We start from the raw sequence: 15,291 nt of genomic DNA on the forward strand, positions 1-15,291 counted from the left end.
GGTCTCAGTGGAGCATCACCTCCAGCACCTGGAGCGCATGGTGTTTGCCGGTCTCGCCCACTTCGAGCGCCGGTCCCGAGCACGAGGGACAGCCATTTTCGCAGCCACAATGCTGCACCAGTTCGATGCCGGCACGCACGACCTCGCGGTAGATCTGGAAGAGTTTGCCGCTGTGGCCGACGCCGCCGGGATAGCGTTCCCAGATGAAGAGCGAAGGTTTGTGCCAGAGCGGGGACCGCATCATCGGCAGCACGGCAATATCGCGCGGATCGCCCATGATGAAGAGCGGGGCGATGTTGCCCAGAACATTGGCGGCCGCCTTGAGTCCGTCGCTGAACTCCTGCTGCGGAATTCCCAGCTCTTCATGGATGTGCTCGGGGAAGGCGTACCAGAAGGCCATCGTGTGCATGGTCGATTCGGGGAGGCTGATCTTGCCCCAGCCGATATTCTCGTGGGTTCCGAATTTGATCTTTTTATACATGGTCGCCACGCTGGTGACAGAAACCTCGCCATAACCGGCCATAGCCTCACCGATGGATTGTTCCTCACTGATATCAAGAACGCGGAGGTCGCTTTTGAGCTGGGCATCGGTGTAATGGTCTACGGCTACTTCTCGGACATAGGCCTTGCGGCGTTCCCAGTCGAAGTGATCGACATGATATTGCTGGCTGCCGTGAAGATAGATAGCCTCATCGTGGACCATCAAGGGGGCCGCGAACAGATCGATTTCGCCGATCACCCGTTCCTGAGGCATCGTTCGGTCAATGATCACCACATTTTCCTCGGCGGCGCTGCGCAAGCTGATGGCCTCTGCGGGATAGACCTCGGCCATCCAGTGCCAGCGCTCGGCGGCTTTGTGGACGACGCGGTTCTCCTCGAGATAGGCTAGGATCTCCTGCGTCGAATCGACGCCCTCCTCCCCATCCCAGCGGCGGCCGAATCGCTCGTTGAAGGAGAACGGCAGCTCGAAGGCGGCGCATTTGATGTGGCTGAGAAGAATGATGAGATTGTCCGGGTTGATGATCCCCGCTTCCGGGCTCTTCTCAAAGAGGTATTCCGGATGGCTGATGATGAATTGGTCGAGGGGCGAGCTCGAGGCCACCAGAATGGCGATGGCGGCGTCGTTGCGCCGGCCGGCCCGCCCTGCCTGCTGCCAGGTGCTGGCGATGGTGCCGGGATATCCAGCCATGATGCAGACCTGGAGCTGGCCGATATCGATCCCGAGTTCGAGGGCATTGGTGCTCACCACCCCGAGAATTTCACCTCTGCGCAACCCCCTCTCGATTTCGCGTCGTTCGCTGGGCAGATAGCCGCCGCGGTAGCCGCGCACCAGTTCCGCCGGTTTTTTGATGTGCCGCATGAAGTCTTTGAGATAAGTCAACAGGATTTCGACACGCATCCGGCTACGCGCGAAGACGATCGTTTGAATGCCATGGCAGAGGAATTTCCCGGCGATCTTCTCGGTCTCCTGGATGTAGGAGCGGCGGATGCCCAATTCTCGGTTGACGATCGGGGGATTGTAGAAAATGAAGTGTTTGCGGCCGCGCGGTGCGCCGTTCTCATCCACCAGGGCCATCGCCTCGCCGGTAAGATGGTGCGCAAAATCACTGGGATTGGCTATGGTCGCCGAGCAGCAGATGAACTGCGGCTGTGTGCCATAAAAGGCGCAGATCCGTTTCAAACGCCGCAGCACATTGGCGACATGGCTGCCGAAGACACCGCGATAATTGTGGATCTCGTCGATGACGATGTAGCGAAGGTTCTCAAAGAGCTTGACCCATAGGGTATGATGCGGCAACACACCGCTGTGGAGCATGTCCGGGTTGGTGACCACAATGTGGCCGGATGTTCGGATCGCCTTGCGCGCGGTGACCGGTGTGTCGCCGTCGAAGGTGTAACTGCGAATATCGAAATCGATCTCCGGTGAGAGGAGAGCGATCAGGGCATGCAGCTCGGCCACCTGATCCTGCGAAAGGGCTTTGGTTGGAAAAAGATAGAGCGCGCGCGCCTCGCGGGTTTTCAGGACGGCCTGGAGCACGGGGATGTTGTAACAGAGGGTCTTCCCGGAGGCGGTTGGGGTGACCACCACGGTATTACGGCCTGCCAGGATCTCCGCCAGCGCCTGCGCCTGGTGGGAGTAAAGCTGGCGGATGCCATGCCGCTGCAGCGCCGCGACCAGACGCGGATCCAGGGCGCAGGGAAAAGGGGCGAAGACGGCCGGCTGCGGTTCGATCTCGCGCCACAGGGTGACCTGTTGCAGAAAGGCCTCATCCCGCTTGAGCACGTCGATCAGTTGCTCCATATTCATCGTTTCGGACGTCCTCCTCCCCTGTATGCCCTATTTCCGCACCTGATCATAGACCGCACCATATTCCCGGGCGTTCTTCTCCCAGGAGAACTGGCCGGCCTGGACAAACCCCTGGCGGATCATCTCATAGTAGGCGTCCGGCCGTTCACGGAAGAGGCGCATGCCGTAACGCAAAGCGGCTTCGAGGGCATCGACCATATCGCGAACCCAGGGATTGGTTTTCCGCCATTGGACGATGGCCGCCGCTCCAGCGAAGGCACGAATCTGGTCCAGGGTATAGTGATCCGGCCGCTCTCTGAACAGAATACCATTGATATCATGCTTTATCTGATCCGCCAAACCTCCCGTATTCCTAGCAATTACAGCTGTACCAGAAACCATATACTCTATCGCAGCGCCGAAGGGTTCATAAATCGAGGGCATGAGCCCGAAGGTGCTGCCGGACTGCAGGGCCTGATACCCCTGCTGCATCCGGATAGGAAAAACCATCAGATTGCCGTCATACCGGGCGGCCACCTGGTAAAAGTAGTCAAGATCGCTGGGGCGGGTTGCCATCGGCGTAAGAATCACCTTGATCTCATCGATGGCGAAGCGCTCGAGCGCCTGCAGGAGGATGTCATAGCCCTTCTGGCCGGGATCAAGCCGGCCGCTCATCACCAGGATGGGCACCTCATCAGGCAGCCCGGTGATGCTTCCCCCCTGCCAGGTCAGGTGCCCGAAGCGCTCGGGAGGAGAATAGCTTTCGAGAATCTGGAGCAGCTCGGCCCGTTTGGCGCGCTTGATCCGGGCGATCTCCTTGTGCGTGTGTTTTTCGCGGCGGGGAAAGTCGTCCGAGTAAGGCAGAAAGGGACCGTTATTGATGCCATAGACGCCGCCGCGCTGGAAAATGGGCTGCAAATGGGGGGCGAAGTAGCCGGTATGGATCGGGTCGCGGGTGAACTCGTGGGCAAAATTTTCGCTCACCGTGACGATCGGGCCGTCTGCCAATTGCAGACCGATCTCCCAGGCCGTCGCGCCGTGCGAAAGCATGTGTTCAATCCGCACCCGGCGGGCTGGATCGGCGATTTGCATCAGTTCGGCGGCTGAAAAATGGTTATCGAATGGATTATGGATAGTAAAGATAACGCCGCAACCCTGCAAACGCTCTTCGCAAACTGCCTCCTTGATCGTCAGCGCGAGCAGCGCCGTTTGCCACTCCTGAGCATGGACAATGACATGATTGGTCAGGCCCAGAGCAGCGAGAACCGCAGGCAAGGCCTTGCAGAACAGGAGGCTGTTGGCGCGGAGAGCGGCATCGTTGGCTTCAGGTTGATCCTGGAAATACCCGTAGGGGTCGTTCAGAGGATTTTCGGCGCCAAAAAAGCCCTCGGCCCGCAAAAAGTACTCCAGGATCTGGCCCGGCACCGGCGCAGTGTAAGGCGCCGCATAGCACCAGACCTCGACCTCGACCAGCCGTTGGGCGAACAGGACGCTGACTTTTTTGCCGGTGTCACGGAGGGGCGTCTTGGCCATGATCTTTGGGTAGAGGGGAGAGATCAGAATGGCGCGTTTGAAGTCGTTGATCTGCTCCAGCCAGGGCAGTGTGTTGACCGTGACCGCAGCCAGTCCGCCACTGCGGGCAAACCGGCTCTCGAAAGAGGCGAAAACGAGGTTTTCGAAGGCTAAAGCCGCCACGCGGCTATAGATTCGCGCAGTCTCATCGGCTGTAAAAAAGAGACCCATCAGGGACCAGTCTTTATGCCAGGTATCGAATGCAGCCACGGGAGGCTCCCTCCGGAAGATAGATATACAGGATCTTAACGCTTCAATTTAAGCTTTTTTTTCCTATTTGCAATATAATAGATCATCCGGTCGCACGATACAGCGGGATTTCATCGATTCGCGCTTTTTTTCCTTGCAGATGGCCTCTGCAAAAGCTATATTCCTTTACGTTCGCCACTTCTGTCCTGCAGGTTTGGAAACCTTAACCCTTTCCACCGCAAATCTTGAGAGGATGGACGTTCTTGGCTCAACTTTTCAAGCGATGGTCGAACAAACTCCCCCTTTCCTTGGCAGCCCTGGTATTGCTGGCGCTGGCCGGTGCGATAGGCTTCTTTTCCTTCTACGGTTCCCCGCGTTATACCGATGCCGGCTACCGTCCCCAACAACCTGTCCCTTACAGTCACGCCTTGCATGCAGGCGACCTGGGGATGGACTGCCGCTACTGTCATCATGCCATTGAGGCCGCGCCGCATGCCAACCTGCCGCCGACGCAGACCTGCATGAACTGTCACAAACTCCTCCTTCCAGAGAGCAGCCGGTTGATGCCGGTCCGTGAGAGTTGGAGTTCGAACCTTCCTATCGTCTGGGCCAGAGTTCACCTGCTCCCGGATTATGCCTATTTCAATCACAGTGCCCACCTGGCTGCGGGTGTGGGCTGCTCGACGTGCCATGGAATGATCGCGCGCATGGTTGTTGTAAAGCAAATGGCGCCGCTGAGCATGGGATGGTGCCTCGCCTGCCACCGGAATGCGGATCCCAGCCTGCGTCCGGCGTCGGAGATCACCTCGATGGAATGGAAACCGGCTGCAGATCAGGCCCGGTTTGCCGCCGCCCTGCGGATGGAGAGAAAGATCAATCCACCACAAGATTGTTCGGGATGTCACCGATGAGGATGTCCACCGTAAATTCACTGAACCCCGGGCCGGCACCGGACTGCTCTCCGAGTTCTCCGATGGCCTTGAACCTGGATCTACCGAACCGACGACAATTTTTATCCTTGATGGGCGCATCGCTGGCCCTGGCCGGCTTCTCAGGCTGCCGCAAACCCGTCGAAAAAATTCTGCCGTACGTCAAGGGTCTAGAGGAGCGCGTACCGGGCATACCGGTCCCCTATGCCAGTACCATGCCGCTGGGGCTCAATCCGGCCGGTGTGCTGGTTTCAACCTTTGACGGCCGTCCGACCAAGATCGAGGGTCTAGAGGGCCATCCTGCCTCTCTGGGCGCCTCCGACCTCTTCATGCAAGCCGCCATCCTCAATTTATACGATCCCGAGCGGTCGCGGCAGCCGCTGCACGCCGGCACACCTGCAAGTTGGACGGACTTTCTGGGCGCCTGGAAGCAAGAGTTGATCGCGCTGCAGCGCCGTCGCGGAAAGGGCTTTGCGGTCTTGTCCGAATCCTTCGCCTCTCCGACGCTCAGCCGTCTGCAGCGGGAGTTGGTGGCTGCCCTGCCGGAGATGACCTGGGTGACCTGGGATTCCATCAGTGATGAAACCCTGCTTGCAGCTGCCGGGATCGCCTGCGGCCGCGACGCCTATCCCCTGGCGCACTTCGATCGGGCGGAGATCCTTCTCTGCCTGGATGCCGATTCTTTTTATGGTGAAAGCGAGCACCTGCGCCACGTCCGCGGCTTTTCAGCGGGCCGTCAGGTGACTCCAGCGTGCGGCCTCAGGAACCGCCTGTATGTTGTAGAGCCCAGCATGACAGTCACCGGAGGAGCTGCCGACCATCGTCTGCCGAAGGCATCCTCGCAAATCGCCCCCCTGGCGCTGGCTCTGGCGGCAGAGCTGGGTCGGCAGGGTCTGTCGCCCTTTGCAGCTCTGGCGGCACCACCGCTGCAGGAGGAGCTTGAACAGCGCTGGATTGCAGCAGTCGCCCGTGATCTGCTCGATCACCGCGGCAGCGGATTGATCGTGGCCGGCCGCCGGCAGCCGGCTGAGCTGCATCTGCTGCTCTACGCACTCAATCTGGCTCTGGGCAATGTCGGTAAAACGCTCGATTTTTTTCCCATCGAGCACGCCACCCTCCCCAGCACACCAGCCTTGACGAACCTGACGGCCAGGATGGCTGCCGGTGCGATCACCCATCTGGCTATCCTCGGCGGTAATCCGCTCTATGCGGCGCCGGCGGATCTCGATTTCGCTGCCGCCCTGGGCAAAGTCGGCTTTAGCCTGCACCTCAGCGACCGCGCCGACGAGACCTCAGTCCGCACCACCTGGCATCTTCCGGCCGCCCATTTTCTTGAATCCTGGGGAGATAGCCGAAGTGTCGAGGGCCAGTTCAGCTCCATCCAGCCGATGATCGAGCCGCTCTTCGGCGGCCGCAGCACAGCGGAGCTACTGGCGCTGCTCGGCCAGGGGCGTGAGCGGAGTGGCTACGAACTGGTGCGCGAGACCTGGCAAACCATCTTGCCCGCAGACACTTACGAGAAATCCTGGCGCCGGCTTTTACATGCCGGCGTGCACCAGGCGACCTCGCTCGTGCCACTGTTTCCGGAAATGGCGCGCATCGAGGCCCATCTGGCCCGATACCCCCTGCCCTCCTCCTTTACAGATGAGATCGAGGTGGTATTCCAGCCCTCGGCACTCTATGACGGCCGCTGGGCCAACAACGCCTGGCTTCAGGAACTTCCCGATCCCGTCACCAAGATCGCCTGGGACAATCCGGCGCGCATCAGCCGCAAGTTGGCGCATAAGCTGGGCTTGTCCGACGGCGATCTGGCGCAGATCGCGCTTGGTGCACGCACGATCCGGATTCCGGTAAGTATCGTCCCCGGCCAGGCCGAAGGTTCGATCGTGCTGGAATTGGGGTATGGACGGACGAATGCCGGAGCCGTCGGTAACGGGGCCGGATTCGATGTGGGGCCCTTGCGGAGTTGTACAGGCCTGGGTTTTGCCGTGGGCGCAGTGATCGCACCTGCGGGCGGGCACCATCTCCTGGCTTGCACCCAGGAGTTCCCGGGAATGGCCGGACGTCCTCTGGTCCTCGAAGCCGATCTGGAGGAGTATCACAGAAATCCCGGATTTGCCCACAAAGCAGCTGAACACCCACCTCTGCAAAACCTCTGGAAGGAGCACGAGTATACCAGCGGGTATCAGTGGGGTATGGTGATTGACCTGAATGCCTGTATCGGCTGCAACGCCTGCACGATTGCGTGTCAAAGCGAGAACAACATCCCAGTTGTCGGCAAAGAGCAAGTGGCCAAGGGAAGGGAGATGCACTGGATTCGTCTCGACCGTTACTTTAATGGGAATCCCGATAATCCGGAGATGGTGCATCAGCCGGTGGCTTGCCAGCACTGCGAGAATGCGCCCTGCGAGCAGGTGTGTCCAGTCGCAGCGACGGTGCATGACCGCGAGGGGCTGAACGTCATGGTGTACAACCGTTGTGTTGGCACGCGCTACTGTTCCAACAACTGTCCCTACAAGGCGCGCCGTTTCAACTTTTTCGATTACACCCAAAAGATGGACGAATTGAAAAAGATGGCGCAGAATCCGGATGTGACCGTGCGCATGCGCGGGGTGATGGAAAAATGCACCTATTGCCTGCAGCGGATCACCCTGGCAAAAAACAAGGCCAAACTGGAAGGACGCCCTCTGGTGGATGGTGAGGTCAAGACTGCCTGCCAGCAAGCGTGCCCGGCCGGGGCGATTGAGTTCGGCAATCTTCGCGATCCAGCCAGCGCCGTCAGCCGCGCCAGGCTCTCGGAGCGCAGCTATGCCCTGCTCGGCGAGCTGAATGTGCGTCCGCGAACCCTTTTTTCGGCACGCTTGCGAAACCGGAATCCCAAGCTGACGTAAAGATGCAGCAAATCCTTGACAGGATACACTCTTGAGCACGAGTTTACCAAGACACGAAAACTGGATCGAAGGCCATCCTACATTTTCCGGCCTGACAGAACAGGTGAGCGGATTGATCGATCGTCCCACCCCGAGAGGATGGTACATTGCACTGGCGGTGAGCAGCAGCCTGACTCTATTTCTCGTTCTGCTCATCGGTTATCTGGTGAGCACCGGGATCGGCGTTTGGGGCAACAACATCCCCGTGGGTTGGGCATGGGACATCGTTAATTTCGTCTTCTGGATCGGTATCGGCCATGCCGGTACCCTGATCTCCGCCATTCTATTTTTGTTGCGGCAGCAATGGCGGACCTCGATCAATCGTTTCGCCGAAGCCATGACCATTTTTGCCGTGATCTGCGCGCTGATCTTTCCGACCATCCATGTCGGGCGGGTCTGGCTGATATACTGGCTCTTCCCGCTGCCGAACCAGATGTCGATGTGGCCCAATTTCCGCAGTCCGCTGCTCTGGGATGTCTTCGCCGTGAGCACCTATTTCACGGTATCGCTCCTCTTTTGGTATGTGGGTCTCGTACCCGACCTGGCGACCTTGCGCGACCGGGCCAAAACCCGGTTCAAAAAAATCACCCTCGGACTCTTCTCGCTCGGTTGGCGTGGCGGCAACCGACAGTGGCAGCATTACGAAATGGCCTACCTCCTGCTCGCCGGCCTCTCCACCCCGCTGGTGCTTTCGGTGCACAGCGTCGTCAGCACCGATTTTGCCACCAGCATCATTCCGGGGTGGCACACTACGATCTTTCCGCCCTATTTCGTTGCCGGAGCTATCTTTTCCGGCTTCGCCATGGTGACCACCCTGGCGATCATCGTGCGCCGTATTTTCAGTCTCGAGAATATCATCACTCTGCGGCATCTCGAGAATATGTGCAAAATCATGCTGCTCACTGGGCTCATGGTCGGGTATGCCTATGGCGTCGAATTCTTCATCGCCTGGTACAGCGGTAATCTCTACGAGCGTTTCACTTTTCTTAACCGCGCCTTCGGGCCTTACGCCTGGGCTTACTGGATTATGATCAGCTGTAACGTCCTGATCCCGCAGATATTCTGGTTTAAAAAACTTCGCACCTCCGTTCCGGTGATGTTCGTCGCCGCTTTGCTGATCAACGTCGGGATGTGGTTCGAACGGTTTGTCATTATCGTCTCCTCTCTTTCCCGGGATTATTTGCCAGGAGCGTGGGGCTACTACAAGCCCACCTGGGTGGATGCCGGAATCCTGCTTGGTTCATTCGGCCTTTTTTTCACGCTTTTTCTTCTCTTTGTCCGTTTTCTGCCGATCATCGCTATGTCCGAGGTGAAGGCAATTTTGCCGCAGGCACAAGCCACGCCCGCCACTGCGCCGCTCGCGGCCATTGAATCCGAAACCGAGCAGGTCTGATATGTCGAGAGAGCGCAGCAGCCAGGGCATGCTGGCCCAATATGCCGGACCGGACGAACTTCTAGCTGCCGCCCGCCAGGTGGCGGAGACCGGCTACCATCTTTTTGATTGCCATTCCCCCTTCCCGATTCACGGAATGGATGAGGCCATGCGCTTGCGGCGGTCGCCTTTGGGCTATTGGGTCGGCGCCGCAGCGTTCACCGGGGCGACTCTGGCGGTGCTGCTGCAAGGATGGACCAGCGCGATCGATTACCCGCTGATCATCTCGGGCAAGCCTTTCTTCAGCTATCAAGCCTTCATGCCCGTCACCTTCGGCCTGGCCGTGCTGCTCGGGGCTTTCACTGCTGTATTCGGCATGCTGGCACTGATCAAGCTGCCGCAATACTATCACGCCGTTTTTCACTCCGACCGCTTTGCCCAGGTGACAACCGATGGTTTTTTTATCAGTATTGAGGCCGCGGATCCGCTCTTCGATCCCGAAAAAACCCGTACCCTCCTGCTCGCTACGCGGGCATTCCGCGTGGAAGAACTGCTGGAAAAAACCTAATTCGGGGATTGTACGCGACATGACTCGAGTACCTTGCCTAGCGGCTCTATTATTTCTGCTGATCATCTCCGGCTGTCAACGCGGCGCCGAGTCCAGCAAACCGCCACTGCATGCCGTGCTGGACATGGACCATCAGCCCAAATACAAGACAGAAGCCGCGAGCAGTTTTTTCACCGATCATGCCGCCATGCGCATGCCAGTCCCGGGTAGCATCACCGCCGGTGATTGGCATGAGGATATGGCCTTTTACCAGGGTGTGGATGAGGCGGGCCAGCCGCTCGCGATAGCACCGATCCCCACCACGCTTGAGTTGATGACCCGTGGCGCCGATCGTTTCGCGGTGTTTTGCAAACCCTGCCATGGTTTGCAGGGCGATGGTCAGGGAAGCGTCATCCAACGCGGCTTCATTCCGCCGCCGGTGTTTTGGGAAGAGCGGCTGATGCGGGAAGGTGACGGCTACTTTTTTAATGTAATCAGTCATGGCGTGCGCATGATGCCATCGCACGCTCATCAGATTCCGACGGCTGACCGCTGGGCGATTGTAGCCCAGGTGCGACGCCTGCAACATCGGTAGGCGGAAAACGCCTTCACCCCTTATATCCGACGATACTATGAACTCAGAAGAGCTCCATCTCTCCGGAATGCCGCGCTGCAGCCGCTTGGCGGGCTGGTTTGCCCTGGGCGCCTTGCTGCTGTGCGGGCTGGGCGTGGTGCAGAATCCTGCGCAGTTTTATCACTCCTGGCTTGTCGCCGTCCTCTTTGTCCTCTCCATCGCACTCGGCGCCCTTTTTCTGAACATGGTTTTTCACCTGACCGGCGCGGAGTGGAGCTCGCCGGTCCGCCGACTCCTGGAGAACCTCGGAGCGACCTTACCTATCCTCTTCGTGCTGACGCTACCGCTGTTCTTCGGCCTGCAGGAACTCTACCCGTGGAGCCGCGCCGCTACAGTCGCCGAAGATCATTTGATCCAGTTCAAGACCCCTTTTCTCAATTCCTCTTTTTTTATCGCACGTGCCCTGATTTACCTGAGTGTATGGACCCTGCTCGCACTCCGGCTTCGCGCCCTCAGCCTTCAAGAGGACAAAGACAGCGCAGGGCAGCTACCGGCGCGGATGCGCAAGCTCAGTGCAGCGGGTGTGATCCTCTTCGGCCTTACCGTGACCTTTGCAGCCTTCGACTGGCTGATGTCCTTGGATGCCCACTGGTATTCGACCATTTTCGGTCTTTATGTCTTTTCCGGCTTTGTTGTTGCCGGATTAGCAGGCATCATTCTCCTTTCCCGTTACCTGCAGGTCCGCGGGTATTTGACCAAGACCATCGGGATAGAGACCTATCATGACCTGGGCCGGATGCTCCTTACCTTCACCATCTTTTGGGCCTATATGGGCGTTTCGCAGTATTTCCTCATCTGGTACGGCAATATTCCGGAAGAGACCATCTGGTATCAACATCGCTGGCATGGCAGCTGGAGGGCGATTAGCTTGATACTGGTATTCGGCCATTTTATGGTACCTTTCCTACTGCTTTTAACGCGATGGGCGAAGCGGAATTTGCTGATGCTGGGTCTGCTGTCAGGCTGGCTGCTCGTGATGCACGGAGTGGACCTGCACTGGCTGGTGATGCCGGCCCTGCATGCGGAGGGTTTGGTGCTTTCGTGGCAGGATCTTGTATCACTGGTGGGGGTTATGGCGAGCATGATCTGGTGGCTAGGCTGGATTTCCAGCCGGCATCCCCTGGCACCGCGGCTGGCTGTTATAAAACCCTAGGGTCGTGCTTCGGACCCTCCTGCCTCCTTACTTCTTTCTTCCTGAAACCGCTCCCGGCTCCGTATGAATAATCACCCGGCCGAGATTGGGTATTTGGCGACGGAGCGCCTGCTCTATTTTTTCGGTCAATAGATGGGCTTCCTTGATCGGCAGTTCGGCTGCCAGGCTGTAGTGAAACGAGAGGTGGATCTCCCGGTCCACCCTGCGCACCATCAGATCGTGGATGTCCATGCCGGATTGTGTGACTTCCGGGAGGGCGCGCAGAATTTTGCGAATCTCACTGGTGCTCACCTGCACCGGCTTGCGTCGCGACCAGGATTCGCCTACGGGTTCGATATGAGTGACGATTTGTTCGATTCCGGGCAGAATCCGGTGTAGTGTCACTTCGAATTCCGTAGCCCTGGAATGGGCTTGCTCCAGGGTGAGATCCTCATTGACCTCGACATGTTGTTCGAGATAATCCTTGCCGTGCAAGGTGTAAATGCGGATGCCGTGCACTGAGAGTTCCAAGCGTGCGGCGGCCAGGCGGATGACCTGGAAGACCGATTCGTTATCGGTTTCGATTGGATCGAGGTGGACGACCACATCGGATCCGGGCATGATCTTGTGCACCTCTTCTTCAACCGCGGCAGCAATCGCATGCGCCTGCTCAAGCGAGGTATCTCGGGAGACCATCACGGTCAGATCGGCAAAGGCGTCAGGGCCGCTGTGGCGGGCACGAACGCGCCCCACCTGAAGGACGCCGGGCACCTGGATGACCTGATGGATCTGATCCAGCAGGTCCGCTGGAACAGCGTCGAGAAGCCCGCTGATGGTCCGGCGCCCGAGCTGAACGCTGACCTGGATGACGATAATTGCGACGATGAGCGCCGCCAAAGCATCTCCCTTGATCAGCCAAGGTAGGCCGGTCTGTTCGGCGATCAGGACCATGACCAGTCCACCCAACACCACTAGCGAGGACCAGATGTCGGTCGCAAAATGCAGCGCATCGGCCTCGAGCGCCTGGCTGTTGTGTTTCTTCGCAGCACGGGCAAGAGCACGCGAACGGCCATAATCGATCACGATCGCGAGGATAACCACGATAAAAGCCCAGGCATTGACCTCTACGGCAGCAGTCTTGAAGAACAGACGATTGACCGATTCATATATGATCCAGACACAGGTGAGAAGAAGCAGCAAGGTTTCAGCCAACGCGGAGAGATTCTCGACCTTGCCATGTCCGTAGGTGTGTTCGCGATCTGCAGGCCGGCCTGATATGCGCACCGCCAGCAGGGTGATCACGGCAGCGATCAGATCAAGTGCGGAGTGAGCGGCCTCGGCGAGAATGCCCAGGCTGCCCGTCTCGAGACCGATAAAAAGCTTGAATCCCGTCAGAAAAACAGCTGCTAAAACCGAGGTCAGAGCGACCCGTCTTTTCTCCAGATCTCCTGTCTTCAGTGCGTTCGGATCCATTACCGGGTGTTTTTCCTTTCCAGGTCAAGGCGTTCTTGCGATGACCCTGAGTCAAAAATGACCCGTACGCCCTGCGGCCGGGCGGGTGGAACCGTATCGGGGGTGCAGCTCATAAGGACCGGAACCGTGGTAGAAGTACTCACGGCCGTGAGGGTTACGTGGCCCGAATAGGCGCCAGCAGCCAGCGTTCTGCGATCCACTGCTACATTCAGGACAACCGGCTCGGATAAGGCTGTTCCTTGTGACGGTGCGACACTGAGCCAGGGCTGATCCGTCTGGGCAGTCCAACTCAGCGGGCTGCCACTGAGGTTACTGATGAGCAGAGTTTTATCAGCCTCCAGATTGCCAAAGTCCAGCGCAACCGGTGTAATTGAGAAAAGCTGGACAGAGGTTATGGTGCTATATTCTAAGGCGCCGATATCGAAGGCGGAGCCTTGCGGACGTCTGCTGCCGTCATAATCCCTGGAGACGAGCGAACTGACCGTGGCGATTCCGCTATCGATGGCGGGGCTGCCAGTCAGGATGTGAAAATCATTACCGGCGGGATTGGCCAGTTTCGGATCACCGCGCAGAGCGCTGACGGTGGTAATATTGTCACCCGTTGGCAGGGAGGTTGCTCCGTCGGGATCATAGAACAGGTCATGGTCGAAGCTGAAAGTCGCCCCCCGCCAGCTTTCCAGATTACAGAAAGCCTGCCCAGCTGAGCTGTACCAGATGTTGTTTCTGAAATAGGCATGCGCCAACTCCGTGCCCCAGACCATCGCCTGATTTGGCAGTCCGATTTGATAAAACGTATTATTATAGAGGTAGACGTTGTTGGTCCCTGCGTAAAAGGTCATTCCTCCGTTGATGCTGCTCCCCCCTCGCAAGATATTGTTATAAATAAATACATCGCCAATATCCACATTGTCGCCAATATAAATGAAATCCATATTGCCACCACGGAAGAAGCAATCATGAATCTGCACATTTCGGGTATATTTGCCGTTGGTGCCACTCGCCCGTGAGATAAAAATGACACCGCCTCTAGCGTCCGATCCGGCGGTGGCATCCGCAAATTCGTTCCAGCCGATATTGCATTCATCCACGCTCTTGTCGCCACTTACATAATCCGGATGGGTCTTGACATAGATGTTGTGCTTGTAGCTGTCGTAGCCGCAATGTTCAAACATATTGCCAAACACCACGGTATTTTGCGAATTGTCAACCATCACGACGCCCGTCCACGCCTCCGCCAACATATCCTTCATATAATTCCCGACCACTCGCGTATAGTCACCCCAGACCCCAAAAGCAGACGTCCCGCCTTCCACCCGTAATTTTGCGAAGGTAAAATAATTGATGCGTCCATACGGACTATATGCAGCCTCCCAGATCACTCCCCTGGTCGCCGATGAGGTATTGAGCACCGGTGTTTCAGCAGGATACCCAACCAGGGCCTTACGTTTCGTTTCACCCCCGTATGGCCCACGCAGCGCGACAAAGGCTTCGTCAACATCCAGGCGGCTATATTGGCCGGAGCGCACATAGACTATATATTGGCCGTCTCCGGATGGATTCTTGCCGTTGGAGAGGGTGCCGGGGTTGAACATATACAGGTCGCGAAAAGGCCCCTTACTTCCACCATGCGAGGTCGCATAAAGCCCGTCGTTGCTGTTATTTCCCGATGGGGCGATAAAATAGATCACGCCGGACATCACCTTGAAAGGCAGCGGATTGGAAGGAACCCCCCCGACAGTCACCGTGATCTGACCGTCACCATCCTGACAAGAACTGTTGAGCCAGAAGGTAATGCGCTCCAGTCCCCTGGCGGGCCCGGCAGCGCCCCATTCCGCATAGTCAGTGGCCTGGGCGCCATTTACAGTAACGTAACTGCTGCCGCGGGTTGCTCCAAAATTCCGGCCCCAGATCGTCACCGCCGCCCCACGCACCGAAGAACCCTCCCATCCCGATTTGGGACCCCAATCCAGATCGGAAAAAAACAAAACCGGATCCGCCGCTTCAGCAGCAGTAAAGGCAGCCAGGAGCCCGTAAACGAGCGTCACTGCGCAAAGAGTGGCCACATGCAGAATACTTTTCATGTTTTTCCCCATGGATGTGAAATGCAATGTGAACAACCTTCAAACTAGGCCTCCAGCAGGAATCACGGAAGCAATCCCATCCCGCAGGTGTCAGTCTGTTTCGATCAAGAGCTCAGGTGAGTAAATCGGATGAAATCCAGAGGAA

At 57.9% G+C, this 15,291-nt stretch carries 10 protein-coding genes; 6 read left to right on the plus strand and 4 right to left on the minus strand.

Going from position 1 to position 15,291, the window contains the following annotated elements; all coding sequences use genetic code 11:
• Nucleotides 1-4: 4 nt before the first annotated feature.
• Nucleotides 5-2,308 (minus strand): DEAD/DEAH box helicase, encoded by a 2,304-nt coding sequence (locus PLH32_09130; GenBank protein ID HQJ64757.1) that lies wholly within the window; start codon nt 2,306-2,308, stop codon nt 5-7.
• Nucleotides 2,309-2,338: 30 nt separating this feature from the next.
• A complete protein-coding gene (locus PLH32_09135; GenBank protein ID HQJ64758.1) occupies nt 2,339-4,069 on the minus strand; it encodes a glycogen/starch synthase in 1,731 nt (576 codons plus the stop codon).
• Nucleotides 4,070-4,311: 242 nt separating this feature from the next.
• On the opposite strand from PLH32_09135, the gene PLH32_09140 reads away from it, so the two are divergent.
• From PLH32_09140 to PLH32_09165, 6 genes are all read left to right on the plus strand, one after another.
• Nucleotides 4,312-4,959, plus strand: coding sequence for a cytochrome c3 family protein (locus PLH32_09140; GenBank protein HQJ64759.1), 648 nt, complete (start codon nt 4,312-4,314; stop codon nt 4,957-4,959).
• A 110-nt stretch (nt 4,960-5,069) separates the two neighbouring features.
• On the plus strand, nt 5,070-7,868 hold the full coding sequence (locus PLH32_09145) for a 4Fe-4S dicluster domain-containing protein (protein HQJ64760.1): 2,799 nt from the start codon (nt 5,070-5,072) through the stop codon (nt 7,866-7,868).
• 31 nt (nt 7,869-7,899) lie between these two features.
• Nucleotides 7,900-9,300, plus strand: coding sequence for a polysulfide reductase NrfD (gene nrfD / locus PLH32_09150; protein ID HQJ64761.1), 1,401 nt, complete (start codon nt 7,900-7,902; stop codon nt 9,298-9,300).
• A gap of 1 nt (nt 9,301) precedes the next feature.
• Nucleotides 9,302-9,847: a DUF3341 domain-containing protein gene (locus PLH32_09155; protein ID HQJ64762.1), complete on the plus strand. Its 546-nt coding sequence runs from the start codon at nt 9,302-9,304 to the stop codon at nt 9,845-9,847.
• Between the two features lie 19 nt (nt 9,848-9,866).
• Nucleotides 9,867-10,421, plus strand: coding sequence for a cytochrome c (locus PLH32_09160; protein HQJ64763.1), 555 nt, complete (start codon nt 9,867-9,869; stop codon nt 10,419-10,421).
• Nucleotides 10,422-10,458: 37 nt separating this feature from the next.
• Nucleotides 10,459-11,613, plus strand: a complete 1,155-nt coding sequence (locus tag PLH32_09165; GenBank protein ID HQJ64764.1) for a hypothetical protein — start codon at nt 10,459-10,461, stop codon at nt 11,611-11,613.
• 27 nt (nt 11,614-11,640) lie between these two features.
• On the opposite strand, the gene PLH32_09170 is transcribed toward PLH32_09165, so the two are convergent.
• Both PLH32_09170 and PLH32_09175 read right to left on the minus strand, forming a co-directional pair.
• A complete protein-coding gene (locus tag PLH32_09170; protein HQJ64765.1) occupies nt 11,641-13,065 on the minus strand; it encodes a cation diffusion facilitator family transporter in 1,425 nt (474 codons plus the stop codon).
• On the minus strand, nt 13,065-14,996 hold the full coding sequence (locus PLH32_09175; GenBank protein HQJ64766.1) for a choice-of-anchor Q domain-containing protein: 1,932 nt from the start codon (nt 14,994-14,996) through the stop codon (nt 13,065-13,067). The genes PLH32_09170 and PLH32_09175 overlap by 1 nt, the downstream gene beginning before the upstream one ends.
• Nucleotides 14,997-15,291: the final 295 nt, after the last annotated feature.

This window comes from bacterium (assembly GCA_035419245.1).
Classification (GTDB): Bacteria; Zhuqueibacterota; Zhuqueibacteria; order Residuimicrobiales; family Residuimicrobiaceae; genus JAKPUX01.